The organism is Streptomyces pyxinicus, assembly GCF_024753135.1.
Lineage (GTDB): Bacteria > Actinomycetota > Actinomycetes > Streptomycetales > Streptomycetaceae > Streptomyces > Streptomyces pyxinicus.
Genome location: NZ_JANUGP010000001.1, coordinates 400,708 through 425,222, shown reverse-complemented (window position 1 = coordinate 425,222; position 24,515 = coordinate 400,708). Strand labels below are relative to the sequence as shown.

Here is a 24,515-nt window from a genome sequence, read left to right as displayed (position 1 = left end):
CGACTACACGCGAGGAGGAACAGCCGGCATGAGCGTTGTCCCGGCACAGCAGTCCGGAGGCGGAGGCGGCAGCAGCGGCCTCTACGACGTCCTTGAGCTGGTTCTCGACCGAGGCCTGGTGATCGACGCCTTCGTGCGGGTCTCCCTGGTCGGCATCGAGATCCTGAAGATCGACGTCCGGGTCGTCGTGGCCAGCGTCGACACCTATCTGCGCTTCGCCGAGGCCTGCAACCGCCTCGACCTGGAGTCCGGCCCGAACAAGAGCCCGGGCCTGCCCGAGATCGTCGGCGAGGTCACCGAGTCCGGTGCCCGCGGCAAGTCCAAGGGGGCGCTGTCCGGCGCCGCCGAGACCATATCCGACGCCTTCAGCCAGGCCCGCGGAGAGGGCGAGAAGGAGTCCCAGACCCAGTCCCGGCCGCGCGCCCGCAAGGCGCCCGCGCGCCGGAAGGAGGAGCAGGAGTGAGCACGTACGTCTATGGCATCACCGCGAGCTCGCACCCGGCGCTCCCCGAGGACGCCACCGGGGTGGGGCAGCCGTCCCTGCCGATCCGCCTCCTCACCGCGGGTGAGCTGACCGCCGTGGTCAGCGACGCCCCGGAGGACCTGCGGCCCAAGCGCCGGGACCTGCTGGCGCACCAGAACGTGCTCGCCGAGGCCGGCGTGGCCGGCTGCGTGCTGCCCATGCGCTTCGGCAGCGTCGCGGACGACGACGACGCGGTCACCCAGGTGCTCCAGGAGCGGCAGGAGCACTACCTGGAGCGGCTCCGGGAGCTGGACGGCAAGGTCGAGTACAACGTCAAGGCCACCCATGTCGAGGAGGCCGTGCTGCACCTGGTGATGGCGGAGAACGCCGAGGTGCGCGCCCTCGCCGAGGCCAACCGGCGCTCCGGCGGCGGGAGCTACGACGACAAGATCCGCCTCGGCGAGATGGTCGCGGCCAGCGTCAAGGCCAAGGAGTCCGACGACGCGCAGCGGGTGCGGAGCGAGCTGACGCCGACCGCCGCCGCGGTGAGCGTGGGACCGGAGTCCACCGGCTGGCTGCTCAGCGTGTCGTTCCTGGTGGCCCGGGACGAGGCCGAGCACTTCGTGGCCGCCGTCCAGCAGATCCGCGACGAGAACCCCCACCTGGAGCTGCGGGTGAACGGACCGCTGCCCCCGTACAGCTTCGTCGAGCCCGGTCCCGCCGAGCCCGCCGGCAGCACGGCCGGGGCGGACGCCGGGGCGCAGTGACGCCCGGGCCCGAACGGACAAGGAGATCACCATGGGACTGATCGGCGAAGTACTGATGCTGCCGTTCGCCCCCGTGCGCGGCAGCGCGTGGGCCATGAAGCAGGTGCTCCGCGAGGCGGAACGGATCTACTACGACCCCGCCACCGTTCGGGCCGAGCTGGCCCGCCTTGAGGAACAGCTTGAGGCCGGCGAGATCACCGAGGAGGAGTTCGACCGGCGCGAGGACGAACTCCTCGACCGGCTGGAGACGGCCATGGGCTCCGGCGACACCACAGGCAACGGGACGGGACGATGAATCGAACGACGCTGGGCCTCGCGATAGGGGCCGGCTATCTGCTGGGGCGGACGAAGAAGCTGAAAATGGCGCTCGCCGTCGGCTCCCTGGTGGCCGGCAAGAAGCTCAACCTCACCCCGAAGGGCATCGCCGACCTGGTGAGCCAGCAACTGCAGAACAATCCGCAGTTCAAGGAGATCGGCGACCAGCTGCGCCAGGACATGCGCGGGGTCGGCAAGGCCGCCACCGGGGCGATGGTCGAGCGGCAGATGAACGCGCTCGCCGACCGGCTGCAGGGCCGTACCTCCCAGGTGCGCGACCAGCTCAACGGCGTGGTGTCCGGGTCCGAGGACGACGAGGAGCGCGAGCCGCGCGACGAGGACTCCGACGACGAGGAGCCGCGCGAGGAGAGCCGCTCGGGCGGCGACGGGGACGCACCCCGCAAGCGGCCCGCGAAGAAGGCCCCGGCCCGCAAGTCCGCGGAGAAGTCCGCCGACAAGCCGCCGGCCAAGAAGGCGGCGGCGAAGAAGACCACCGCGGCCCGCAAGACGGCCGCGAAGAAGACGGCCTCCGCCCGCGGTACCGCGTCGCGGCGGCCGAAGGGCGGCGATGACCGATGACGCAGTCCGTGGGATCGGCCGCCGGCGCGGCCAAGGACGGCAACCCGCTCACCAACATCGCGCACAGCGAGGCCGCCGACCGGCTCAAGGCGGAGGCCCAGGAGTACCTGGCGGCCCAGGCCACCAAGGCGCTGACCGGCCTCGGCCGCAAGCTCGGCCAGACCACCCTGAAGCTCAACGACATCGCCGAGGGCAACAGCCCGGGCTTCGCCAAGCTGGCGCTGGAGGGCGGCCGCAAGATCGCCGAGGGCAAGGGCCCGGTGCGCAGCGCGCTGGAGCTCGGAGCCTCCCGGGCCAAGGAGAACGTCATGGGCGCGCTGAAGAACCTCGGGGGCGGCAAGGGGCAGAAGAAGGGCGGGGGCGGCAACAAGCCCACCGTGATCATGGAGTCCATCGACGTCGGCGTGCCGCTGCGCACCGCCTACGACCAGTGGACCCAGTACAAGGACTTCTCCAATTTCGCGAAGGGTGTCAAGAGCGCCAACCGCGCCGGTGACACCGACACCGACTGGCAGGCGAAGATCTTCTGGTCCAGCCGCAGCTGGAAGGCGCACACCACCGAGCAGGTCCCCGACTACCGCATCCAGTGGACGTCGGAGGGCGCGAAGGGCAGCACCAAGGGTGTCGTCACCTTCCACTCGCTCGGCGAGAACCTCACCCGGGTGCTGCTCGTCATGGAGTACTACCCGAGCGGTCTCTTCGAGAAGACCGGCAACATCTGGCGCGCCCAGGGCCGCCGGGCCAGGCTCGACCTGAAGAACTTCGCCCGGTTCATCACCCTCAAGGGCGAGGCGGAGGACGGCTGGCGCGGCGAGATCCGCGACGGCGAGGTGGTCCGCAGCCACGAGGACGCGGTGGCCGAGGAGGAACGCGAGTCCGAGGAGACCGAGTCCGAGGAGGGCGAGGAGCCCGAGGAGGGCGAGGAGACGGACGAGGGGCAGTACGAGGACGAGGCCGACGAGCCCGCCGAGTCCGAGGAGTCCGAGGAGCCCGAAGAGGACGCCGAGTACGAGGACGAGTACGAGGAAGGCGGCGAGGAGCCCGCCGAGGACGAGGAAGGCGCGTACGAGGACGAGGCCGAGGCCGAGCCCGAGGAGGGTGAGGAGCCGGAGGAGGAGTACGAGGCCGAAGAGGAAGAGGAGCCCGAGCCGGCCGAGGAGGAAGAGGAGCCTGAGCCGGCTGGGCGCGGGGGCCGTCGATGACGACGCCCGGCCGTTTCCCGGAGCCCTATGGCCAGGGCTCCGGGGCCAACCTCGGCGACATCCTGGAGCGTGTGCTCGACAAGGGTGTCGTCATCGCGGGTGACATCCGGATCAACCTCCTCGACATCGAACTCCTGACGATCAAACTGAGGCTGATCGTCGCCTCGGTCGACAAGGCCAAGGAGATGGGCATCGACTGGTGGGAGACCGACCCGGCCCTCTCCAGCCGGGCCCGCCGTGACGAGCTGGCCCGGGAGAACGCCGAGCTGCGCGAACGGCTGGCCCGGCTGGAGGAGCTGGAGCCCGGCCGCGAACCGAGGGAGGCACCATGAGCGGTCTGCGTTACGTCTACGCCGTCTGCCGGCCGTTCGGGACGCCCCTGCAGGCCCAGCTCACCGGGATCGGGGGCGCCCCGCCGGCGCTGCTGCGCCACCGCGACCTGGTCGCCGTCGTCAGCAGCGTCCCGGCGGCCGACTTCAGCGAGGACTCCCTCAAGGCCCACCTGGAGGACCTCGACTGGCTGGCCGCCACCGCCCGCGCCCACCAGGGCGTGATCGACGCGCTCACCACGGTCACCACCCCGCTGCCGCTCCGGCTCGCGACCGTCTTCCGGGACGACAGCGGGGTGCGCAGCATGATCGAGGAGCGCGAGGAGGACTTCCATTCGGCCCTGAACCGGCTCCAGGGCCGGGTGGAGTGGGGCGTGAAGGTGTACGTCGAGCCCGAGCCCGCCGAGCCCGCCCCGGAGCCGGCGAAGCCCGTCAGCGGCCGGGACTACCTGCGCCGGCGCCGGGAGCGCAGCCACGCGCACGAGGAGAAGTGGCAGCGGGCCGAGGGCTTCGCGCAGTCCCTGCACGAGCGGCTCGCCCGCTGTGCCGACGACTCCCGCCTGCACGCGCCGCAGAACAACGCGCTCACCTCCGGACCGGGCCAGAACGTGCTGAACGGCGCCTATCTGGTGCCTCGCGCGCACTCCGAGGAGTTCGTGGAGATGGTCGACCGGACGAAGGACGAGGCGCCCGGCATCCGGGTGGAGCTGACCGGTCCCTGGGCCGCCTACTCGTTCACGGAGGAACAGCCGCGCGGGAGGGCCGACCGGGCGCCCGGCGGGGGAGAGGGAGAGGAATCATGAGGGGGACCGAGCGGTGACCGTCGTGGAACGCCGGGAGATCGCGCTCGTAGACCTGCTCGACCGGCTGCTGGCGGGCGGGGTCGTCATCACCGGCGATCTCACCCTGCGCATCGCCGACGTCGACCTGGTGCGCATCGACCTGAACGCCCTGATCAGCTCGGTCAACGAGAACGTCCCCTCGCCTTTCGAGGAGTCGGTATGAGCACGGGCGGCTCGGGTGATACGGGCGGTACGGGCAAGCGGCTGGACCTGGAGCCCGACACGATCGAGCGCGATCTGGTGAAGCTCGTGCTCACGGTCGTGGAACTGCTGCGCCAGCTCATGGAACGGCAGGCGGTACGCCGCTTCGACACCGGCGACCTCACCGAGGAGCAGGAGGAGCGCATCGGGCTGACCCTGATGCTGCTGGAGGACCGGATGGCGGAGCTGCGGGACCGGTTCGGGCTGCGGCCCGAGGACCTGAACCTGGACCTGGGGCCGCTCGGCCCGCTGCTGCCCCGCGATTGAGGCGGCCCCGCGACTGAGGCGGCTCACGCCTCCCCGGGCGCCGGCTCGCGGCAGAGGATCTCCCCGTGCAGGACGGCGAACCAGCCGTCCTCCCGCCGGCCCCACTCCCGCCACGCCTCGGACACCGCCCGCAGTTGCCCGGCGGTCGCGTGGCCGCCCCGGGTGGCCAGCTCCGCGTAGGCGGAGGCCACGGTGCGGTCCGCCCACAGCCCGCTCCACCACGCCCGCTCCTCGGGCGTGGTGAACGTCCAGGTGCCCGAGGTGGCGGTGACGTCCGTCAGCCCCGCGGCCAGCGCCCACGCCTTCAGCCGGCGCCCGGCGTCGGGCTCCCCGCCATTGGCCCGGGCCACCCGCTCGTACAGGTCCAGCCAGTCGTCCAGGCCGTCGACCGCCGGGTACCAGGTCATCGCCGCGTAGTCCGCGTCGCGTACGGCGATGTAGCCGCCCGGCCTGGTCACCCGGCGCATCTCGCGCAGCGCCCGCACCGGGTCGCCCACGTGCTGGAGCACCTGGTGGGCGTGGACCACGCAGAAGGTGTCGTCCGGGAAGTCCAGGGCGTGCACGTCCGCGACCGCGAAGTCGGCGTTGCCCAGGCCGCGCGCCGCGGCGGTGGCGCGGGCCCGCTCCAGGATGCCCGGGGCGTGGTCGACGCCGGTGACCCGGCCGTCCGGGACCAGCTCCGCCAGGTCGGCGGTGATGGTGCCCGGACCGCAGCCGATGTCCAGGACCCTCATGTCGGGCCTGAGGACGCCGAGCAGGTAGGCCGCCGAGTTGGCGGCGGTGCGCCAGGTGTGCGAGCGCAGCACCGACTCGTGGTGCCCGTGGGTGTAGACGGCGGTCTCCCGCGCTTTCGGCATGGCGCCACCCCTTCGCGTCGTCGTACGCGACACGGTACGCGCGCACTCCGAATGATGAGACCCGCGTTTCACAGTCCGGACTGACGTTGCGTCAGATGGCCGGAGTCAGCGGCCGGTACACCGTCAGTGCCTCGGGCAGCTTCTCCAGCGTCACGTCGCCGGAGACCGGGGTGACCTCGCCGTCGAACGCCAGCGGGGTGCCGGCGGCGAGGCCGGTCAGGCGCAGCCGGTTGACCTGGGTCGCGGCGTGCGCCGGTGACCGGGTCAGGGGGCCGGCCGCGGCCGCCGCGAGCAGCCGCAGCGCGGGCCGCCGGCTGCCGTGCACCACTCGCACGTCCAGCAGGCCGTCCGCCAGGTCGGTGCGGCGGCCCGGGGCGAGGCCCATGCGGTGGTAGACGCCGTTGCCGACGAAGAGCAGCCACATCGGCCGCCGCTCGCCGCCCAGCTCCATCTCCAGCGGGTGCTGGTCCGCCCGCAGCACCCGCAGCGCGCCCAGCACCCCGGCCGACCAGCCGCCGATCCGGTGCGACCAGCGGTCGCGGGCACGCACCAGCTCCGGGTACACGCCCAGGCTGAGCGTGTTGAGGAAGAGTCCCTCGTCGTCGGCGGTGCGGAACCGGCCCACGTCCACCCGGACCGCCTCGCCGTGCCGCACGGCCCGGGCGAGCGCGCGCTCGTCCTCCACACCCAGGTCGTAGGCGAAGTGGTTGAGGGTGCCGCCGGGCAGCACCGCCAGCGGCAGGCCGTGGCGCAGGGCCACCCGGGCGGCGGCGTTCACGGTGCCGTCGCCGCCGCACACTCCGAGCACCGTGGCCCGCGCCGCGGCCTTCTCCAGCTCGTCCGCGACCTCCTCCGGCGCGCACTCGACCAGCTCGGCCCCCGGCAGCGCCGCGTGCAACGCCCGCACCCGGTCCGCCGTACCCGAGGCCCGGTTGGCCACCATCACCAGGCCCTCGCCCTCGGGCAGCGCCGGCGCCTCGGTGCGCGGGCGGGCCGGCCGCCACAGCTGGGCCCGGGTCGGCACCAGCCGCCGTACCAGGAAGGCCGCGCCCACGCCGAGGGCCGCGCCGGCCAGCACGTCGCTCGGGAAGTGCACGCCGGTGTAAACGCGGGAGGCGGCCACCGAGACCGCCGCCGGCGCCACCGCCGCGCCCCAGGCGGGCGACTCCAGCGCCACCCCGGTCGCGAAGGCGGCGGCCGACGCCGCGTGCCCGGACGGGAACGAGGTGGTGATCGGCTGCCGCTTCAGCCGCCGCACCAGCGGCACCGGGTCCAGCACCGGGCGGGCCCGGCGCACCGAGCGCTTGCCGAGGGTGTTGATCGTCAGCGAGGCGAGGCCGAGCGAGGCCAGCCCCCGTACGGCCGCCCGGCGGCCGCGCGGGGTGCGGCTCGCGGCCATCGCGGCGGCCGTGGCGAACCACAGCACCCCGTGGTTCGCGCTCCGGCTCAGCCGGGGCAGTACCCGCTCGGCGCCGGGCCAGTGCCGGGCGGCGGCCGTCTCGAACACCCGGCCGTCGAGGTCGAGCAGCTTGCGCAGGGGGTTGGGGCCGGTCGGGACGGCCGTCAGGTCCAGGTCTGGGCTCATGGGGTGCGGTTACCCTGAAGTGCCCGTTTCTTGTGTTCCCCGTGCGCCGGGTGGCCGACCGGTGCCGCACCGGGGGCCGGCCGGGGCGGAAGGAGACCCCCGGATGCGCCTGCTGCTGGTCCGCCACGGCCAGACCCCGTCCAACGTGGACCACCTGCTGGACACGGCCGTACCGGGTCCCGGACTGACCCCGCTCGGCGAGGCGCAGGCCGCCGCCCTGCCCGAGGCGCTCGCCGGCGAGGACATCGACGCCGTGTACGCCTCCACGCTGACCCGCACCCGGCTCACCGCCGCGCCGCTCGCCGCCGCCCGGGGCCTTCAGGTGCGGGTCCGGGACGGCATCCGGGAGGTGTCCGCCGGTGACCTGGAGATGCGGCCCGGTTCCTCGCCCGAGGGCCTGCTGTACCTGCGTACCGCCTTCGCCTGGGCGTCCGGCGAGACCGCCCTGCGCGTCCCCGGCGGCGAGAGCGGCGCGGAGGCCCTGGCCCGCTTCGACGCGGTGGTCGCGGAGGCCGCCGCGAGCGGCGCCCGGACCGTCGCCATGATCAGCCACGGCGCCGCCATCCGGGTCTGGACCGCCGCCCGCGCCGCCAACGTCGATGTCTCCTTCGCCGCCGCCCGCCCCCTCGGCAACACCGGCGTCGTCGTCCTGGAGGGCGCCCCGGCCGACGGCTGGAAGGCCCTGAGCTGGGAAGGGGCCACCGTGGTGCCGGCGGGGGAGGGCGGCCCGGCGGGGGAGCCGGTGGACCCGGCGGGCTGACGGGCCCGCCGCCCGCCGGGACCGGGCATAACGGTTTGCCCTCCCCGCCGGGCGCCCCGGAGAATGCCGGACCATGGGACATCTGGAAGCCGCGCACCTCGAATACCACCTCCCCGACGGGAGGACGCTGCTCGGTGACGTGTCCTTCCGGGTCGGTGAGGGAGCCGCCGTCGCCCTGGTCGGCCCCAACGGCGCCGGCAAGACCACACTGCTCCGGCTGATCTCCGGCGAGCTGAAACCGCACGGCGGCTCCGTCACCGTCAGCGGCGGCCTCGGCGTGATGCGCCAGTTCGTGGGTTCGGTGCGCGACGAGACGACCGTACGCGACCTGCTGGTGTCCGTCGCCCCGCCCCGCGTCCGGGAGGCCGCGAAGGCGGTGGACGACGCCGAGCACGCCCTGATGACCGTCGACGACGAGGCGGCCCAGCTCGGGTACGCCCAGGCCCTCGCCGACTGGGCCGAGGTGCGCGGCTACGAGGCCGAGACCCTGTGGGACATGTGCACCACGGCCGCGCTCGGGGTGCCCTACGAGCGCGCCCAGTGGCGGCAGGTGCGCACCCTCTCCGGCGGCGAGCAGAAACGCCTCGTGCTGGAGGCGCTGCTGCGCGGCACCGACGAGGTGCTGCTGCTGGACGAGCCGGACAACTACCTGGACGTGCCCGGCAAGCGCTGGCTGGAGGAACAGCTCCGGGAGACCCGCAAGACGGTGCTGTTCGTCTCGCACGACCGGGAACTCCTCGCCCGCGCCGCCGAGAAGATCGTCTCCGTGGAACCGGGGCCGGCCGGCGCCGACGCCTGGGTGCACGGCGGCGGCTTCGCCACCTACCACGAGGCCCGCCGCGAACGCTTCGCCCGCTTCGAGGAGTTGCGCCGCCGCTGGGACGAGAAGCACGCCCAGCTGAAGAAGCTGGTCCTGAACCTCCGGCAGGCCGCCGCCGTCAGCCACGAGATGGCCTCGCGCTACGCCGCCGCCCAGACCCGGCTGCGCAAGTTCGAGGAGGCCGGACCGCCCCCGGAGCCGCCCCGCGAGCAGGACATCACCATGCGGCTGCGCGGCGGCCGTACCGGCGTCCGGGCCGTCACCTGCGAGGCGCTCGAACTCACCGGCCTGATGCGGCCGTTCGACCTGGAGGTGTTCTACGGCGAACGGGTCGCCGTGCTCGGCTCCAACGGCTCCGGCAAGTCCCACTTCCTGCGCCTGCTGGCCGGCCAGGACGTCGCCCACACCGGCGGGTTCCGGCTGGGCGCACGGGTCGTACCCGGGCACTTCGCGCAGACCCACGCCCACCCCGAACTCCAGGGGCGGCCCCTGCTGGACATCCTGTGGAAGGAGCACGCCCAGGACCGGGGGGCGGCCATGTCCCGGCTGCGGCGCTACGAGCTGACGCAGCAGGCCGAGCAGTCCTTCGACCGCCTCTCCGGGGGCCAGCAGGCCCGCTTCCAGATCCTGCTGCTCGAACTCCAGGGCGTCACCGCGCTGTTGCTGGACGAGCCCACCGACAACCTGGACCTGGAGTCGGCGGAGGCTCTTCAGGAGGGCCTGGAGGCCTTCGACGGGACGGTCCTCGCGGTCACCCACGACCGCTGGTTCGCCCGCGCCTTCGACCGCTTCCTCGTCTTCGGCAGCGACGGCCGGGTCCGCGAGACCCCGGAACCGGTCTGGGACGAGCGACGGGTGGAGCGGGCCCGCTGACGTCGGGGGTCACGCTCCGTGCGCGTGCGCAGGCCCGGCGCCCCGGATGTCCGTACAGTGGACTCAGGAACGGACACGACGAGCGGGGCGACACGATGACCGGAGTCGACGCCAGCCGACTGGACGACCAGCAGCTCATGAAGGAGCTGGAGACGATCCACCGCACGCGCCACGACACCCTCCTGTACGGCTCGAACGACGCGCTGCGGGTCCACAACGAGCGCATGGCCCAGTTGGAGGGCGAGTACCTGCGCCGCAACCCGCGCCGCCTGGTCAGCGCGGCCCGCACCCGGGAGGGCGCCCGCGAACGCGGCACCGGCGACCAGGCGACTCCGGACACGCCGGGCACCTGAGGCCCCGCGGCGGGACAGGACAAGAGGGAAGGACCGGCGACAACCGGCCCTTCCCTCCATGACCGCTGTCAGCCGGCCTCGCCGCTGAACACGTGCAGGAAGGCGTCGCAGAACGCCTTCAGATCGTCCGGCTTGCGGCTGGTGACGAGCTGGTTGGGACCGTGGTCGCAGATCTTGACCTGCTCGTCCACCCAGGTGCCGCCCGCGTTGCGGATGTCGGTCCGGAGGCTCGGCCAGGAGGTCAGCACCCGGCCGCGCACCACGTCCGCCTCGACCAGCGTCCAGGGCGCGTGGCAGATCGCCGCGACCGGCCGCCCCTCCTCGAAGAAGGACTTGACGAAGGCGACGGCCTTGTCATCCATCCGCAGGAAGTCCGGATTGGCCACACCGCCCGGCAGCACCAGACCACCGAACGAGCCGGCGTCGGCCTCGCCCACCACCTCGTCCACGGGGAAGGTGTCCGCCTTGTCGAGGTGGTTGAACGCCTGGATCTGCCCGGAGTCGGTCGACACCAGCACCGGCTCGTGACCGGCGTCCGAGACCGCCTTCCACGGCTCGGTCAGCTCGACCTGCTCGACGCCCTCGGGCGCCACCAGAAACGCGACTCGCATGATTCCTCAGCTTCCTTTCCCGGTGCCCGCACGGCCTGCGCCGCCCGGACACGCCGTTTCCTGTCCCCGGCCGCGCGTCGGCGGCGCGGCCCACCGGCGCCGGCTCATCCGCCGCCGGCCAGCGCCTTGGCGAGCTGCTGCACGGTCTCGTACCGGCCCTCGCGCGGCAGCCCCGCCACCGCGTCGACCAGACCGCCCGGCGCGTTCCGGCGGCGCAGCTTGCGCGCCAGCTCACCGGGCGTGGCGGGGAAGGCCGCCCGGCTCAGGTGCCGGGCCAGCTCCATCCGCACCCGCTCCAGCGACGCCGGCGAACCCAGCCCGCCGACCGGCCCGCTCCACACCTCCGGGTCGTCGTCCGCGGCCGGCTCCGGGTCGTGCCACTCCTCGGCCCGCGTCGGATGCCCGGACCTGAGCATGCCCTTCAGCTCGTGCTTCATCTCATCGTCCCGGTGGACGCTCAGCCGGTCACTGCCTCGCTGCATGTCTCCCTCCAGAGGGTCGAAGGTCCGTGCCGCGTACCCGGCAGAGGCGGCCCGACACCCATACCGGCCCTGCGAAGTCGGCCGGTCCGCTACTGCCTGCTCCGCCCCGGCAGGAACTCCTGGACCTTGGCCTTCAGGCCCTGCTTGACGACCGAGGCACGGTCGGGGTCGCCCTTGAGGACGGCGGCGGCCGTGGCTTCCATCTGCTCCCAGGTGGCGTGCGGCGGGATGGGGGGTACGGCGGGGTCGGTGAGGAACTCGATCACGGCGGGGCCGTCGGCCGCCAGGGCCGCGCGCCAGCCGGCCGTCACGTCCTCGGGCTTCTCCACGCGGATGCCGGTCAGGCCGAGGGAGCGGGCGAAGGCGGCGTACCGCACGTCCGGCAGCTGCTGCGAGGGCAGGAAGGAGGGCGCGCCCTCCATCGCCCGCATCTCCCAGGTCACCTGGTTGAGGTCCTGGTTGTTCCAGACGGCCACCACCAGCCGCGGGTCCGGCCAGCGGTCCCGGTACTTCGCCGCGGTGATCATCTCCGCCAGCCCGTTCATCTGCATCGCGCCGTCGCCGACCAGCGCGACCACCGGCCGGTCCGGGTGCGCGAACTTGGCGCCGATCGCGTACGGCACACCGGGGCCCATCGTCGCCAGCGTCCCGGACAGCGAGCCGCGCATGCCCGGCCGCATGGTGATGTGCCGCGCGTACCAGTTGGCCACCGAACCGGAGTCCGCGGTCAGGATCGCGTCGTCCGGCAGCAGCGGGTCCAGCGCGCGGGCCACGTACTCCGGGTTGATCGGGTCCGCCGCCAGCCCGGCCCGCCGCTCCATCGTCTCGTGCCAGCGGCGCACGTTCGCGCACACGGTGTCGTACCACTCGCGCCCGCCCCGGTCGGCGTCCAGCAGCGGGATCAGCCGGCGCAGCGTCGCCCGCGCGTCTCCGACCAGGTTCACCTCGTACGGGTAGCGCATGCCGATCATGTGCGCGTCCAGGTCGATCTGCACGCCCCGCGCCTTGCCGAACTCCGGCATGAACTGCGTGTACGGGAACGACGAGCCGATGGTCAGCAGGGTGTCGCAGTCCCGCATCAGCTCGTACGACGGCCGGCTGCCCAGCAGCCCGATCGGCCCGGTGACGTACGGCAGTTCGTCGCTCAGCACGTCCTTGCCCAGCAGCGCCTTCGCGACGCCCGCGCCGAGCAGCTCGGCGATCTCCCGCACCTCCGCCACCGCCCCGGCGGCGCCCTGGCCGACCAGGATCGCGACCTTGTCGCCCGAGTTCAGCACGTCCGCCGCCCGGCGCAGCGCCGAGTCCGTCGGGGTCGCCGTGCCGTCGCTCATGCCCAGGCTGGACGGCACCATCTTGAACGCGTGCGTGGGCGGCGAGTAGTCCAGTTCCTGCACGTCACCGGGGATGATCAGGGCGGTCGGGCAGCGGCGCGCGTACGCGGTGCGGATCGCCCGGTCCAGCACGTTCGGCAGCTGCTCGGGGACGGTGACCGTCTCCACGAACTCCGAGGCGACGTCCTTGTAGAGCGTGTGCAGGTCGACTTCCTGCTGGTAGGAGCCGCCCATCGCGGTCCGGTCGGTCTGGCCGACGATCGCCAGCACCGGCACGTGGTCGAGCTTCGCGTCGTACAGTCCGTTGAGCAGATGGATCGCGCCCGGCCCCGAGGTCGCCACGCACACGCCGAGCTTCCCGCTGAACTTGGCGTACCCGACGGCCTCGAACGCGGACATCTCCTCGTGCCGGGACTGGATGAACCTCGGCCGGTCCTCGGCGCGGCCCCAGGCGGCGAGGAGTCCGTTGATGCCGTCGCCGGGATAGCCGAAGACCTGGTCCACGCCCCACGCGCGCAGGCGTTCGAGGATGTGGTCGGAGACCTTGACGCTCATCTGGGGGACCTCCCGGGTGCGGTACGAAGCGGTCCAACCGGTCTGCCCCACCGAGTCACCTGCGCCGGACACGGAAAACCTCCGGGCGCGGTGGTACGCCGTCACCCGGCCGGGCGTCCCTGTCCCGCGAATGGGGCACGGCCGCGCGCGGTACGGCGCGGCGCGGGCTGTGATGGCAAGGGAGGGCACGGCCCCGTGCCCCGCACCCGTGGCGCCGCGCGGCCCGCCGCCGGTGCGCACCCGACGTCCGTCCATCGTCCCGCCGCAGCAGCCGAGGAGTCCCTCTCATGCGCCGCACCGCCCGCGCCCTGTCCGTCGCCCTCGCCGCCGGTGCCGCGCTCGCGCTGGCCGGTCCCACCGCCCTCGCCGCCGACACCGGTCCCGGCGCGCCCGTCCCCAGCCACGCCGGCACCGCCCCGAGCCATCCCGGCAGCGCCCCGCCGGCCTGCGACGACGGTGCCGGACTCGCGCCCGAGGCGGCCGACATCCCCGCCCCGCCCTGCGACGACGCCGGCGGCTGGTGCGAGGAGGCCTCCTGCGCGGGCGACCCCGAGGGCGCCGGGCAAAGCCTCGGGCAGGGCGCCGGGCAGGAGGAGACCCCCGAGAAGCAAGGAGACGTCCTCGGAAAGCAGGGGGACATCCCCGTAAAGCAAGGGGACACCCCAGGAAAGACCGAGAACGGCGGGAAGGTCGAGAACACCGGCAAGGGTGAGAACACCGGTAAGGGCGAGGACGGCGGTGGCTGGTGCGCCGAGTCGTCGCACGGCTCCTCCTGCCAGGGCGGGCAGGACTGCCGTACCGGCCAGGGCAGCGGCGGTTGCGCCCAGCTGCCCGAGCAGCACGGCGTGGAGGCCGGTACGGGCGGTGCCTTCGGCGGCTCGGTACCCGCCCTCGTCGCCGGCGGAGCGTGCGTCGCCGCCGCCTGCGCCGGTGCCGCCTACCGGCTGCTCGGCCGCCGGCGGCCGGCCGGGGACGGGAGCGGGGAGATGCCGGGGCTGTGACGGGGGCGAGCACGGACACCGGCCTTGGCGGGCCGCCCGGCGGGTAGAGACCCTTCCGAGGACACACCGGCACCAACAACCCCGGTCGGCACACGGCACTGTGTGGAGGCGGACATGCGGCGGACGGACCCCGAGGGGCACGGCTCCGTCCGGCACGGCCCGCCGCCGCCCGGCGACGGCCTGCCCCTGCTGCCCGAACTGACCGCCGTGCTCGCCGCCGCAGCGGACCGCGCCGACGCCCAGCCCGTCGGCGGCGCCCCCGCCCTGCTGGAGGCGGCCTGCGGCTACTGGACCCGGCGCGGGCTGCCCGGCGTCCCCGACCAGGTCGCCGCCGCACCCGGCGCCCCGGCCCTGCTCACCGCCGTCACCGCGGCGCTCGCCGGGGACGGCGGCGCCGTCCTGGTGCCCCGCCCCTGCGCCGCCTGGTGGGCGCCGTACGCCCGGCTGCTCGGCCGGCCCGTCTTCCACGTGCCCACCCCCGCCGAGAGCGGCGGCGTGCCCGACCCGTACGCCCTGCTGGAGACGGTCCGCCGGGTGCGCGCGGAGGGCGGCGACCCGCGGCTGCTGGTGCTGTCCGTCGCGGACGACCCCATCGCCACCGTCGCCCCGCCCGAACTCCTGCACGAGACCGTCGAGGCCGCGGCAGCCGAGGGACTGCACCTGGTCAGCGACGAGACCTGGCGCGACACCGTGCACGACCCGCACGAGACCGTGCTGCTCAGCCCCGCCGAGATGTGGCCGGACCGGGTCACCGTCGTCACCGACCTGGCCGGGGCACTGCTCCCGCCCGGCTGGCCGGCCGCCGTCGCCCGCTTCCCGGCCACCGAGGACGGCCGGCACCTGCGCGCCCGCGTGCTCGACCTCCTCACCGCGCTCGGCGCCCGCATCGCCACCCCGGTCGCCGTGGCGGCCGGCTACGTCCTGGACGAACCGCCGCCGGTCACCGAGCGCCGCGCGGCCACGGTACGGCTGCACGCCCGCCTGGCCGCGGCCGCGCACACCGCCGTGGTGGCCGCCGGCGCCCTCGCCCGGCCGCCCCGCGCCGGCCGCCATCTGTACGCCGACCTCGGCCCGTTGCGCGCACCCCTGGCCGGCCGCGGCGTCGCTGACGCCCAGGAACTGGAGGACCTGCTCACCGATCGCCTCGGCACATCCGCCCCCGGCGGCCACCGCTTCGGCGACGACCTCGGCGCCCTGCGGGTACGGCTCGCCACCGGGCCCCTGCTGGGCGGCACGGACGCGGAACGCGCGGAATGCCTCACGTCACCCGCGCCGTTGGAACTGCCACAAGTGCAACGGGCGTTGACCTCCCTGAGATCGGTGTTCGACGACCTCGGCGACGACGCCCAGCGATGGGAGCAGCCTCGATGACGCAGCAGACGCAGCCGCAGCAGACGAACGAGCCCGGACTGACCGTTCCGCCCGCCGCCGACCCCGCCGTCACCCTGACGACCGCCGAGACCTTGGCGGCCCCCGCCCCCGCCGCCGTCACACCCGCACCCGCACCCCCGTTCCCACCGCTCGCCGACCCCCGCCCGATCGGTGAACGCCGGGTCTGGCCGCGCACGTTCCACGACCGGCTGACCGCCCCGCTGCCCGGCCTGAAGGGCCTCGCCCGCTTCGCCCGCGAGGGTGCCGTACGCCCCGGCCCGGAAGGCCTCGTGGACATCCCCCGGCTGCCGTACGAGCCGGCCCCGCTGCCCCGCGTCGACGCCCGCGGCCTTTCCATCACCTGGGCGGGGCACGCCAGTTGGGTCGTCCGGATCGGCGGTCTGACCGTCCTCACCGACCCGGTCTGGTCCCGCCGCATCCTGGGCACCCCGGCCCGCGTCACCCCGGTCGGCGTCGAGTGGGACAGCCTGCCGCGGGTGGACGCCGTCGTCATCAGCCACAACCACTACGACCACCTCGACGCCCCCACCCTGCGCCGACTCCCGCGCGACACCCCGGTGTTCGTGCCGGCCGGCCTCGGACGCTGGTTCCGGCGCCGCCGGTTCACGGTCGTCACCGAGCTGGACTGGTGGGAGGGCGCCGAACTCTCCGGTACGCGCTTCGACTTCGTGCCCGCGCACCACTGGTCCAAGCGCAGCCTCACCGACACCTGTCACAGCCTCTGGGGCGGCTGGGTCCTCACCGCCGCCGACGGCCGGCGCGTCTACTTCGCCGGGGACACGGGATACGGCCACTGGTTCTCCCGGATCGGCCGCCGCTACCCCGGCATCGACCTCGCCCTGATGCCCATCGGCGCCTACGACCCGCGCTGGTGGCTCAGCGACGTCCACTGCGACCCCGAGGAAGCCGTCCAGGCCACCCTCGACCTGGGCGCCCACCGCATGGCCCCCATGCACTGGGGCACCTTCGTGCTCTCCGCCGAACCGGTCCTGGAACCCCTCACCCGCGTCCGCGCGGCCTGGGAGAAAGCGGGCCTCGTCCGCGAGGACCTGTGGGATCTGCCGGTGGGCGGCTCGGGCACCCTCGGCTGAGACACGCGAGCAAACCGTCACGCCGTCACCGAAACCGCCGTACCACGCTCGGCACCGCGCTGACCAGCAGTGTCAGCGCGATCGCCACCAGGACCCCCTCCCAGGGCTCGGGGAACAGCGAACCCCCCAGGATCCCGATCACCTGGTACGTCACCGCCCAGGCCAGGCACGCCGGCCCGTTCCCCCGGGCGAACCTCCGCAGCGGCCAGTCGGCCATCAGGCAGGCGAGCATCACCGGTATCCGGCCGGCCGGCACCAGCCGGGACAGCACCAGCACCGCCACCCCGTGCTCCGCCAGCTTCCCCCGCGCCTGCTCAAGCCGCTCCTCCGGGGCCCGCGACCGGATCGCCTCCAGCCACCGCGACCCGTGCTCCGAGCGCATCCCGCGCCGCCCCAGCCAGTACAGCGCCGCGTCCCCGAGGAACGCGGCCAGCGACGCCGTGCCGAACAGCAGGAGCAGCGAGAAGGGTGCCGTCTGGTGGAAGGCCACCACCGCCGCCGAACTCACCAGCGCCCCGGTCGGCACCACCGGCACCAGCGCCCCGATCAGCACCAGCAGGAAGAGCGACGGATAGCCGAGCGCCTGCCGGGTCACGTCCGGCGACAGGCTCGACGTCGTCGCCGCGGCGGTGAGCACCGCGGCGCAGGCCCCACGTATCACCGCGCGACCTCCAGCCGGACGCTCTCGCCGTGCCCGAGCTTGCGGACCGTCACCTGCGGCGCGGCGAGCGCGGACAGCCGTACGAACTCGTCGCCCGGCGTGTGGAACTCGTGCGGGCGCACCGCGTCCATGCCGATCGGCCAGTACGTGCCGTAGTGCACCGGCACCGCCAGCCGCGGCGCCAGCCGGGCCACGGCCCGCGCCGCGCGCCCCGCGTCCAGGTGTCCCTCGCCGAGGTACGGCCCCCAGCCGCCCACCGGCAGCAGCGCCACGTCCACCGGCCCGACCTCGTCGGCCATCGCGTCGAACAGCCCGGTGTCCCCGGCGAAGTAGGTGCGCGCCTCGCCCGCGACGACGTAGCCGAGCGCGGGCGAGCGCTGCGGGCCCACCGGCAGCCGCCGCCCGTCATGCAGGGCCGGCACCACCCGCACCAGCAGCTCGCCGGCGCGCACCTCATCACCGGGGACCACCTCGCTGATTTGCAGCGACCGCAGCCGGCGCAGACCGGGTACCGCCCGGAGTGCGCCCCGGGGCACGAGCAGGCGCGTGCCCGGGTCGAGGGCGGCCAGCGAGGGCAGGTGCAGATGGTCGGCGTGCAGATGGCTGACGAGCACCAGGTCGGCACGGCGGGCCTCGGCGGGCGGCGGGGCGCCCCGGCGGCGCCGCAGATGCGCCAGCCGGCGGGCGAACAGGGGATCGGTGAGGACCCGGGTGTTCGCATCCTCCACGGTGCAGGTGGCGTGACCCCACCAGGTGATCTCCACCGGCACCTTCTTCGCCTCCTTCACGCGACTCCCCGAAGCCTACGGGCAGGAGTAGGGTCTGCGACGAAACCCGGAGGTGAGGGGGACGCCATGGGACGGCCGCGGGGTGCCTTCGACGCGATCACGCCGGTGCGGGTGACCGCGATCGCGAGTCTGACACCTCTGGAGGAGCTGGAGTCCGACCCCTTTCTGGTGGACTCCCGCAGCCAGCACGCCATGTGCGCCCGCTGGGCGGCCGAGCACGGCTTCGTGATCGCACGGGAGATCCTGGTCGGCGGGCTGCGCTTCGACCACTGCGCGCTGTGGGACGGGGTGCGGCCCGGAGTGGACGTGTTCGTCGCGCCCAGCACCCGGGTGCTCGCGCGCGCCCTGTCCTCGGTGGCGGAGTTCACCGCCGAGTGCGCCCGCCGCGGGGTGCGCGTGGAGACGGTGGGCCGGGCCGAGCCGTCGTACGACGCGCAGATGAAGGCCCGCGTCCACCGGCGCCTGTCGATGCCGACGGCCGGCTACGACGGCCGCTGAATCCCCGGCCGGGGCCGCTGAGCCCGGGTCGTACGGCCCGGGGCCGGGCGGGACGTACGGCCCCGGGCCGGGCGCGTCCGGTATGACAAGGTGGAGCCGGGGTCCGGTCGAGCGGGCCGGGACGTGAGAGGTGCGGGGCGTGCGAGGCGTGCGGTGGCGGCGGATCGCCAGTCAGATCGGGCGGAGCGTCGCCGTATGGGTGGTCTCCACGCTCACCATGCTGCTCCTCGCCGGGCTGCTGCCCGACTTCCGGCTCCAGGCCCCCGGCGGCGACAGCGCCACCCGTATCGCGGTCACGGCGGCCTGCGGCGCGGGGGCCTTCGGGCTGCTCTCGGCCGTCGCCTGGCCGCTGCTGGTCCGGCTGCTGCTGCTCGTGCCGGCCTTCGTGCTCGGCCTGCTGGTCTTCTTCCTCAACGGCTCCCTGCTGCTGCTCGCGCTGCACGTCAACCCCTCCGGCCGGGGCGAGGCCGCGCCGGAGACCGCCGTCATCGTCGCCGCCGTGATGTCCGCGGTCGCCTCCGCCACCGGCGCCGCCCTCACCGTGCGCGACGACGAGGCCTACCGCCGGCGCCTGCACCGCCTGGCCATGCGGGGCAGCCGGCACCGGCCGCCCGGCCCGTCCGCCCCGGGTCTGATCTGCGTACAGCTCGACGGCGTCGGCCACGACGTGCTCACCGGCGCGGTCCGCGCGGGACTGATGCCGACGGTCGCCCGCTGGCTCGCGAGACCCGACGGCGACGAGCCGCCCGTCGGACCCGTCCCGCCGCCCACCCACCGCCTCACCCCCTGGCGCACCGACTGGTCCAGCCAGACCGGGGCCAGCCAGCTCGGCATCCTGCACGGCAGCACCTTCGACGTGCCCGCCTTCCGCTGGTACGAGAAGGACCGCGGCGAGGTGATGGTCAGCAACCGGCCCACCAGCGCCGCCGAACTCCAGTACCGGGCCGTGCTGCGCACCGGCGAGGAGGGACTGCTCGCCGTCGACGGCGCCAGCCGCGGCAACCTCTTCAGCGGCGGCGCCGGCGAACAGGCCCTCGTGCTGTCCATAGCCGCCCGCCGCCGCAGCCGGGAGAACCGTTCCCGCGCCGGCTACTTCGCCTACTTCTCCGACCCCGCCAACGCCGTCCGCACCGCCCTGTCCTTCGTCGCCGAGGTGGGCCGCGAGATCGGCGAGTCCGTCCGGGCCCGCGTCCGGGGGCAGCGCCCACGGGTCAGCCGGGGTGGCCTCTACCCGTTCGTCCGCGCCTTCGCCACCGTCGTGGAACGGGACGTCGTCGTCGCCGCGGTCATGGGCGACCTGCTCGCCGGCCGCACCGTCGTCTACGCCGACCTGGTCGCCTACGACGAGGTCGCCCACCACTCCGGGCCGGGCAGCCGGGACGCCGAGAAGGTGCTCCAGCGCCTGGACCGCGCCCTCGCCCTGCTGGAGCGGGTCGCCGAACACGCCCCGCGCCCCTACCGGATCGTGGTCCTGTCCGACCACGGCCAGAGCCCCGGTGAGACCTTCCGCGCCCGCTACGGCCTCACCCTCGGCGACCTCGTCCGGGCCGGCTGCGGACTGGCCGTGCCGCGCCGCGCCCAGCGCACGCACAGCGGCGCGGAGGCCCGCGCCGCCGTCCGCGCGGCGCTGCGCCGGCCCGTCGAGGAGAGCGGCGGGCGGCACCGCCCCGCCCCCGGCTCGGAGCCGATCGTGCTGGCCTCGGGCAACCTCGGCCTGGTCTCCTTCCCGGACGTGCCGCACCGCATGACCAAGGAGGAGATCGACGCCCGCCACCCCGCCCTGCTCACCACCCTCGCCCACCATCCCGGCATCGGCTTCCTGCTGGTGCGCAGCGAGCGGCACGACGGGGTGCTGCTGGCCGCCCACGGAGCCGAGATCCCGCTGGCCGAACTGACCGACGACCGCGGACCGCTGGCCCGCTTCGGCCCCGGCGCCGCCGACGCCGTACGGCGCACCCACTCCTTCCCGCACACCGCGGACATCATGGTGAACTCCGCCTACGAGCCCGCCGACGGTGAGGTCCTCGCCTTCGAGGAGCAGATCGGCTCGCACGGCGGCCTCGGCGGCGCCCAGTCACGCCCCTTCCTGCTCTCCCCGCTGGACCTGACCGCCCCCACCGCCGACGGGCGGGAGCCGGTCGGCGCCGAGGAGGTGCACCAGGTCCTGCGCCGCTGGCTGGCCGAGCTGGACGGCCCGCAGGTGCCGCTGCCCGCCGACGCCCCGGAGGAGCGGGCCGCCTGAACCCGCGGGCCCCGATGTGATCGGATAGGGCCAGAGACATCCCGGCAACGGGACCCCACGCCGAAAGGACCCACCGTGGCCACCACGCGCATCGCACACACCGTCTGGGAAGGCACCCTGCTCGACGGCAACGGCGTCGTCACCTTCGACTCCTCCGGCATCGGGCAGCAGCCGGTGACGTGGGCCTCGCGCGCCCAGGACGCGAACGGCAAGACCAGCCCCGAGGAGCTGATCGCCGCCGCCCACTCCAGCTGCTTCTCCATGGCCCTCTCGCACGCCCTGACCGGCGCCGGCACCGCGCCCACCCGGCTGGAGACCAAGGCCGACGTCACCTTCCAGCCCGGTGAGGGCATCACCGGCATCCACCTGACCGTGCGCGGCGAGGTGCCCGGTCTGGACGCGCAGGGCTTCGCCTCGGCCGCCGAGGACGCCAAGAAGAACTGCCCGGTCAGCCAGGCCCTGACCGGTACGACCATCACGCTCACGGCCGAACTGGCCTGAGCCGCCCGGCGTTTGGAGTGCCGCGCCCCCGTGACGGAGGGCGCGGCACCACCAGCCGCTCAGCCGTTCCCAGCCCCGCCGCTGCGGACGCGGCCCCTTGGGCACGGGGGCTGCTCAGAGCGACTCGCGGCACTCCCGCAGCAGCTTCATCGTGCGCTGCGCCGAGGCCGCCAGGGCCGTCATGTGGTCCAGCACCTCCAAGTGCGAGGAGACCTCCCGGCGCGAGTCCAGGTACAGCGCGCCGGTCAGGTACTCGGTGAACACCATGTCCGGCAACTCCGGCTCCGCGAACCGGAACAGGGTGAACGGCGCATACGTCCCCGGATGCGGGCCGCTCGCGAACTCCGCGATCTGGAGGGTGACCCGGTCCCGCTCCGCGTACTCCAGCAGCCGGTCCAGCTGGCCGCGCAGCACCTCGGGGCGAGTGCTCACCGGGCGCCGCAGCACCGTCTCGTCCATGATCACCCACAGGTGGGGCGGGTCGGGGCGCTCCAGCAGCCGCTGCCGCTCCATGCGCAGCGACACGTGCCGCTCCACCGCCGCCGGCTGGGTCTGCCCTATCGTGCCGGCCTCCATCACGGCACGCGCGTACTCCTCCGTCTGGAGCAGTCCGGGCACGAAGTGCGGCTCGTAGGAGCGGATGACCCGGGCGGCGCCCTCCAGGCTGACGTACAGGCTGAACCAGTCCGGCAGCACGTCGTGGAACCGCTGCCACCAGCCCGGCTGGTTCGCCTCCTCGGCCAGCCGCACGAAGGCGCCCGCCTCGTCCGCCCCGACCCCGTAGGTGGTCAGCAGCACCTGCACGTAGGGGATCTTCAGCGCGACCTCGGCCATCTCCATGCGCCGTACGGTCGCCGACGCCACCCGGAGCACCCGGGCGGCCTCCTCCCGGCTCAGCCCGGCCGCCTCGCGCAGCTCCTGCAACCGCTTGCCGAGCACCACCTGACCCACGGTGGGCGCCGGCCGCCGCTCACTCACGCCACGCCCTCCCCCAACGCGCCGAAGTACGGGGGCAGTCTGTCACGACCGGCCGTTCTCGCACACGTGGTCGAGCGGAGTCGGTAGGAACCGGTGCGTCAACCTGCCAGCGTGTGCAGATATCCGGTGGTCTCGCGGTCCGCCGGCAGGAACGTCTCGATGGCGATCTCGGACACCGTGACGTCCATCGGGGTGTTGAACGTGGAGATGGACGACACGAACGACAGCAGCCGCCCGTCGTGCTTGATCCGCAGCGGCAGCGCGAAGTGGACGTCGGGTTCGGCCGGTTCGGCACCCGGCGCGTCCTCCGGCGGCACCGGGTAGGCTGCCACCTCCTCGTACAGCGCGCGCAGCCGCTCGGAGCGGTGCACGGCGATCTCCCGCTCCATCTGGGCCAGCAGATGCCCCCGCCACTCCCGCAGGTTCCGGATCCGCGGCGCCAGCCCCCGCGGGTGCAGGGTCAGCCGCATGGCGTTCGGCGCCGGGGCCAGCAGTTCGGGCGCCACACCCGCCAGCAGCATCTCGATGCCCCGGTTCGACGCCAGCACCGTGTAGCCGGCGTCGACCACCAGTGCCGGGTAGGGCTCGTAGCCCCGGATCAGCCGCTCCATGCCGTCGCGCAGCGCGTCCAGGGCCGGGTCGTCCAGTGGGGTCTCCGGGTAGTGCGGGGCGTAACCGGCCGCCAGCAGCAGCGCGTTGCGCTCGCGCACCGGCACCTCCAGCTGCTCGGCGAGCCGCAGCACCATGTCCTCGCTCGGCCGGGACCGGCCGGTCTCCACGAAGCTGATGTGCCGGGCGGAGGAGTCGGCCCGCAGCGCCAGCTCCAGCTGGGAGACGCGCCGCCGCTCCCGCCAGGCGCGCAGCAGCGGGCCGACTCCCCGGTCGGCGGCGGTACGGGACGCGGGTGACGCGGCTACGACGGGACCGGACGCGACAGTGGTCATACGGCGACCCTAGCCGTGGCAGGCTGAACCACTGAACCCCTACCCGGGGACCCCGGCCGGGGTCCCGCCACCGCGAAGGGAGCCGGCCCATGGCCGTCGAACCGCTGTCGCCGCAGGAGATCGAGGACGCGCTGACCGGGCTGCCCGGCTGGTCGGTCGCGGACGGCCGGCTCACCCGCTCCTACCGGCTGGCTTCGCATGTGGCGGCGGCCGCGCTGGTGGCGCACATCGCCGCCGTCCAGGACGAGTTGGACCACCACTCCGACCTCACCCTCGGCTACGACACCGTCTCCCTCAGCGTGCACACGCACAGCGCGGGCGGCGCCCTCACCGCGAAGGATTTCGCTCTCGCCCGCAGGGTGGAGGACATCGCCCCCGGCCACGGCGCACACTGAGCGGTGTGCTCGACTACGACAAGGAAGCCGGCCGTTACGACGCCTCGCGCGGCGGCGAGGCCCGCGCCGCCGCGGCCACCGAGTCCCTCCTCGCCCTGATACCCGGCACCGCCACCCGGCTGCTGGACATCGCCTGCGGCACCGGGATCGTCACCCGCCGGCTCGCCACCGCCCGCCCCGGCCTGCGCGTGACGGGCGCCGACCTCACCCCCGCCATGGTCCGCATGGCCACCGCGCGGCTGCCCGGCGCGATCGTGCGGGCCGACAGCCGCCGCCTGCCCTTCCGCACCGCCTGCGCGGACGTGGTCACCACCGTGTGGCTGCTGCACCTGCTGGACGACCCCGCCGACCGGGACGCCGTCGTCGCCGAGTGCGCCCGCGTGCTGCGGCCCGGCGGGCTGTACGTCACCACGGTCGACAAGGCCGCCGCGCACGACGTCGGCAGCGACGTCGACGCCGTTCTCGCGCCCCGCCCGCGCCGCCCCGCCGCTGACGCCGCGGAACAGGTGGTCGCGCATGCCGCCCGGCACGGGCTCCAGCCCTCGGGCCGTACCTCGTTCCGTGGCACCGGACAGGGCCGCAGCCCCCGCTCCACCATCGCCGATCTGCGCCGCGGCTGGTTCACCCAACTGCCCCCGGGCGAGCCGCGTACCGAGGAGTTCGCCGCCCGCCTGGCCCGGCTGCCGGACCAGGACCGCCCCCGCGTGGACCCGGTCTTCACCCTGTGCGCGTTCCGCAAACCCGGCTGATCCCTACCGGCACCCCGCCCCGTCCAGCCCTCCGTCCTCTGCGCCGGCGTTGCCATTCCGTATCCCGTTTTTGCCGTCCCGGC

At 74.2% G+C, this 24,515-nt stretch carries 29 protein-coding genes; 20 read left to right on the top strand and 9 right to left on the bottom strand.

The features are described from left to right. Positions 1 to 28: 28 nt before the first annotated feature. From NX794_RS01835 to NX794_RS01795, 9 genes are read left to right on the top strand one after another with little or no spacing between them, the layout of a single operon-like run. On the top strand, positions 29 to 463 hold the full coding sequence (locus tag NX794_RS01835) for a gas vesicle structural protein GvpA (RefSeq protein ID WP_258776231.1): 435 nt from the start codon (positions 29 to 31) through the stop codon (positions 461 to 463). Continuing rightward, entirely contained in the window at positions 460 to 1,230 is a 771-nt protein-coding gene (locus NX794_RS01830; protein ID WP_258776230.1) for a GvpL/GvpF family gas vesicle protein, read from the top strand. The genes NX794_RS01835 and NX794_RS01830 overlap by 4 nt, the downstream gene beginning before the upstream one ends. Positions 1,231 to 1,261: 31 nt before the next feature. Then, complete coding sequence (locus NX794_RS01825; RefSeq protein ID WP_258776229.1) at positions 1,262 to 1,525, top strand: gas vesicle protein GvpG; 264 nt, start codon at positions 1,262 to 1,264, stop codon at positions 1,523 to 1,525. Beyond that, positions 1,522 to 2,124, top strand: a complete 603-nt coding sequence (locus NX794_RS01820; RefSeq protein WP_258776228.1) for a DNA primase — start codon at positions 1,522 to 1,524, stop codon at positions 2,122 to 2,124. Before NX794_RS01825 ends, NX794_RS01820 begins: the two co-directional genes overlap by 4 nt. Beyond that, positions 2,121 to 3,326 (top strand): SRPBCC family protein, encoded by a 1,206-nt coding sequence (locus NX794_RS01815; RefSeq protein WP_258776227.1) that lies wholly within the window; start codon positions 2,121 to 2,123, stop codon positions 3,324 to 3,326. The genes NX794_RS01820 and NX794_RS01815 overlap by 4 nt, the downstream gene beginning before the upstream one ends. Further along, positions 3,323 to 3,658, top strand: coding sequence for a gas vesicle protein (locus NX794_RS01810; protein WP_258776226.1), 336 nt, complete (start codon positions 3,323 to 3,325; stop codon positions 3,656 to 3,658). The genes NX794_RS01815 and NX794_RS01810 overlap by 4 nt, the downstream gene beginning before the upstream one ends. Next, on the top strand, positions 3,655 to 4,458 hold the full coding sequence (locus NX794_RS01805; RefSeq protein WP_258776225.1) for a GvpL/GvpF family gas vesicle protein: 804 nt from the start codon (positions 3,655 to 3,657) through the stop codon (positions 4,456 to 4,458). Before NX794_RS01810 ends, NX794_RS01805 begins: the two co-directional genes overlap by 4 nt. A gap of 13 nt (positions 4,459 to 4,471) precedes the next feature. Next, entirely contained in the window at positions 4,472 to 4,660 is a 189-nt protein-coding gene (locus NX794_RS01800) for a gas vesicle protein (RefSeq protein ID WP_258776224.1), read from the top strand. After that, positions 4,657 to 4,965 carry a gas vesicle protein K gene (locus NX794_RS01795; protein WP_258776223.1) on the top strand — a complete coding sequence of 103 codons (309 nt, stop codon included), beginning with the start codon at positions 4,657 to 4,659 and terminating at the stop codon, positions 4,963 to 4,965. Before NX794_RS01800 ends, NX794_RS01795 begins: the two co-directional genes overlap by 4 nt. Before the next feature lie 23 nt (positions 4,966 to 4,988). Here NX794_RS01795 and NX794_RS01790 read toward each other — a convergent pair whose 3' ends face one another. Together NX794_RS01790 and NX794_RS01785 are read right to left on the bottom strand one after the other, a co-directional pair. Then, complete coding sequence (locus NX794_RS01790) at positions 4,989 to 5,822, bottom strand: class I SAM-dependent methyltransferase (protein WP_258776222.1); 834 nt, start codon at positions 5,820 to 5,822, stop codon at positions 4,989 to 4,991. Between the two features lie 91 nt (positions 5,823 to 5,913). Then, positions 5,914 to 7,407, bottom strand: a complete 1,494-nt coding sequence (locus tag NX794_RS01785; protein WP_258776221.1) for a bifunctional phosphatase PAP2/diacylglycerol kinase family protein — start codon at positions 7,405 to 7,407, stop codon at positions 5,914 to 5,916. A gap of 103 nt (positions 7,408 to 7,510) precedes the next feature. On the opposite strand from NX794_RS01785, the gene NX794_RS01780 reads away from it, so the two are divergent. The 3 genes from NX794_RS01780 (at position 7,511) to NX794_RS01770 (ending at position 10,213) form a co-directional block, all read left to right on the top strand. After that, positions 7,511 to 8,167 (top strand): histidine phosphatase family protein, encoded by a 657-nt coding sequence (locus NX794_RS01780; protein WP_258776219.1) that lies wholly within the window; start codon positions 7,511 to 7,513, stop codon positions 8,165 to 8,167. 73 nt (positions 8,168 to 8,240) lie between these two features. Further along, the gene (locus NX794_RS01775) at positions 8,241 to 9,860 is read left to right on the top strand and encodes an ABC-F family ATP-binding cassette domain-containing protein (protein ID WP_258776218.1); all 1,620 of its coding nucleotides are present in this window, start codon (positions 8,241 to 8,243) and stop codon (positions 9,858 to 9,860) included. Between the two features lie 95 nt (positions 9,861 to 9,955). After that, the gene (locus NX794_RS01770) at positions 9,956 to 10,213 is read left to right on the top strand and encodes a DUF6158 family protein (protein ID WP_258776217.1); all 258 of its coding nucleotides are present in this window, start codon (positions 9,956 to 9,958) and stop codon (positions 10,211 to 10,213) included. Between the two features lie 68 nt (positions 10,214 to 10,281). Here the strand turns inward: NX794_RS01770 and NX794_RS01765 are convergent, their stop codons facing one another. The 3 genes from NX794_RS01765 to NX794_RS01755 all read right to left on the bottom strand — a co-directional run bounded on the left by NX794_RS01765 (position 10,282) and on the right by NX794_RS01755 (position 13,192). After that, the gene (locus NX794_RS01765) at positions 10,282 to 10,824 is read right to left on the bottom strand and encodes a type 1 glutamine amidotransferase domain-containing protein (RefSeq protein ID WP_258776216.1); all 543 of its coding nucleotides are present in this window, start codon (positions 10,822 to 10,824) and stop codon (positions 10,282 to 10,284) included. 104 nt (positions 10,825 to 10,928) lie between these two features. Then, positions 10,929 to 11,306 carry a DUF2795 domain-containing protein gene (locus NX794_RS01760; RefSeq protein WP_258776215.1) on the bottom strand — a complete coding sequence of 126 codons (378 nt, stop codon included), beginning with the start codon at positions 11,304 to 11,306 and terminating at the stop codon, positions 10,929 to 10,931. Between the two features lie 89 nt (positions 11,307 to 11,395). After that, positions 11,396 to 13,192: a thiamine pyrophosphate-requiring protein gene (locus NX794_RS01755; protein ID WP_258776214.1), complete on the bottom strand. Its 1,797-nt coding sequence runs from the start codon at positions 13,190 to 13,192 to the stop codon at positions 11,396 to 11,398. A 287-nt stretch (positions 13,193 to 13,479) separates the two neighbouring features. Between NX794_RS01755 and NX794_RS01750 the strand changes: the two genes are divergently transcribed. From NX794_RS01750 to NX794_RS01740, 3 genes are all read left to right on the top strand, one after another. Next, positions 13,480 to 14,193, top strand: a complete 714-nt coding sequence (locus NX794_RS01750) for a hypothetical protein (RefSeq protein WP_258776213.1) — start codon at positions 13,480 to 13,482, stop codon at positions 14,191 to 14,193. A 114-nt stretch (positions 14,194 to 14,307) separates the two neighbouring features. Next, positions 14,308 to 15,564 carry an aminotransferase class I/II-fold pyridoxal phosphate-dependent enzyme gene (locus NX794_RS01745; protein WP_258776212.1) on the top strand — a complete coding sequence of 419 codons (1,257 nt, stop codon included), beginning with the start codon at positions 14,308 to 14,310 and terminating at the stop codon, positions 15,562 to 15,564. Beyond that, positions 15,561 to 16,676 (top strand): MBL fold metallo-hydrolase, encoded by a 1,116-nt coding sequence (locus NX794_RS01740; RefSeq protein ID WP_258776210.1) that lies wholly within the window; start codon positions 15,561 to 15,563, stop codon positions 16,674 to 16,676. The genes NX794_RS01745 and NX794_RS01740 overlap by 4 nt, the downstream gene beginning before the upstream one ends. A gap of 25 nt (positions 16,677 to 16,701) precedes the next feature. On the opposite strand, the gene NX794_RS01735 is transcribed toward NX794_RS01740, so the two are convergent. Both NX794_RS01735 and NX794_RS01730 read right to left on the bottom strand, forming a co-directional pair. Then, complete coding sequence (locus NX794_RS01735) at positions 16,702 to 17,313, bottom strand: DedA family protein (protein WP_428985835.1); 612 nt, start codon at positions 17,311 to 17,313, stop codon at positions 16,702 to 16,704. A gap of 20 nt (positions 17,314 to 17,333) precedes the next feature. Next, positions 17,334 to 18,107, bottom strand: coding sequence for an MBL fold metallo-hydrolase (locus NX794_RS01730; protein WP_258776398.1), 774 nt, complete (start codon positions 18,105 to 18,107; stop codon positions 17,334 to 17,336). A gap of 114 nt (positions 18,108 to 18,221) precedes the next feature. Here NX794_RS01730 and NX794_RS01725 point away from each other — a divergent pair, with 114 nt between their 5' ends. From NX794_RS01725 to NX794_RS01715, 3 genes are all read left to right on the top strand, one after another. Beyond that, positions 18,222 to 18,623 (top strand): hypothetical protein, encoded by a 402-nt coding sequence (locus NX794_RS01725; RefSeq protein ID WP_258776396.1) that lies wholly within the window; start codon positions 18,222 to 18,224, stop codon positions 18,621 to 18,623. 130 nt (positions 18,624 to 18,753) lie between these two features. Then, positions 18,754 to 20,865 (top strand): phage holin family protein, encoded by a 2,112-nt coding sequence (locus tag NX794_RS01720; protein ID WP_428985829.1) that lies wholly within the window; start codon positions 18,754 to 18,756, stop codon positions 20,863 to 20,865. Positions 20,866 to 20,940: 75 nt separating this feature from the next. Then, positions 20,941 to 21,366 (top strand): OsmC family protein, encoded by a 426-nt coding sequence (locus NX794_RS01715; RefSeq protein ID WP_258776206.1) that lies wholly within the window; start codon positions 20,941 to 20,943, stop codon positions 21,364 to 21,366. A 114-nt stretch (positions 21,367 to 21,480) separates the two neighbouring features. On the opposite strand, the gene NX794_RS01710 is transcribed toward NX794_RS01715, so the two are convergent. Beyond that, positions 21,481 to 22,344 (bottom strand): helix-turn-helix domain-containing protein, encoded by an 864-nt coding sequence (locus NX794_RS01710; protein WP_258776205.1) that lies wholly within the window; start codon positions 22,342 to 22,344, stop codon positions 21,481 to 21,483. A gap of 98 nt (positions 22,345 to 22,442) precedes the next feature. Continuing rightward, positions 22,443 to 23,288: a helix-turn-helix domain-containing protein gene (locus NX794_RS01705; protein ID WP_258776204.1), complete on the bottom strand. Its 846-nt coding sequence runs from the start codon at positions 23,286 to 23,288 to the stop codon at positions 22,443 to 22,445. Between the two features lie 89 nt (positions 23,289 to 23,377). On the opposite strand from NX794_RS01705, the gene NX794_RS01700 reads away from it, so the two are divergent. Together NX794_RS01700 and NX794_RS01695 are read left to right on the top strand one after the other, a co-directional pair. After that, complete coding sequence (locus NX794_RS01700; protein WP_258776203.1) at positions 23,378 to 23,683, top strand: 4a-hydroxytetrahydrobiopterin dehydratase; 306 nt, start codon at positions 23,378 to 23,380, stop codon at positions 23,681 to 23,683. Between the two features lie 5 nt (positions 23,684 to 23,688). After that, positions 23,689 to 24,432 carry a class I SAM-dependent methyltransferase gene (locus NX794_RS01695; RefSeq protein WP_258776202.1) on the top strand — a complete coding sequence of 248 codons (744 nt, stop codon included), beginning with the start codon at positions 23,689 to 23,691 and terminating at the stop codon, positions 24,430 to 24,432. Positions 24,433 to 24,515 lie beyond the last annotated feature (83 nt).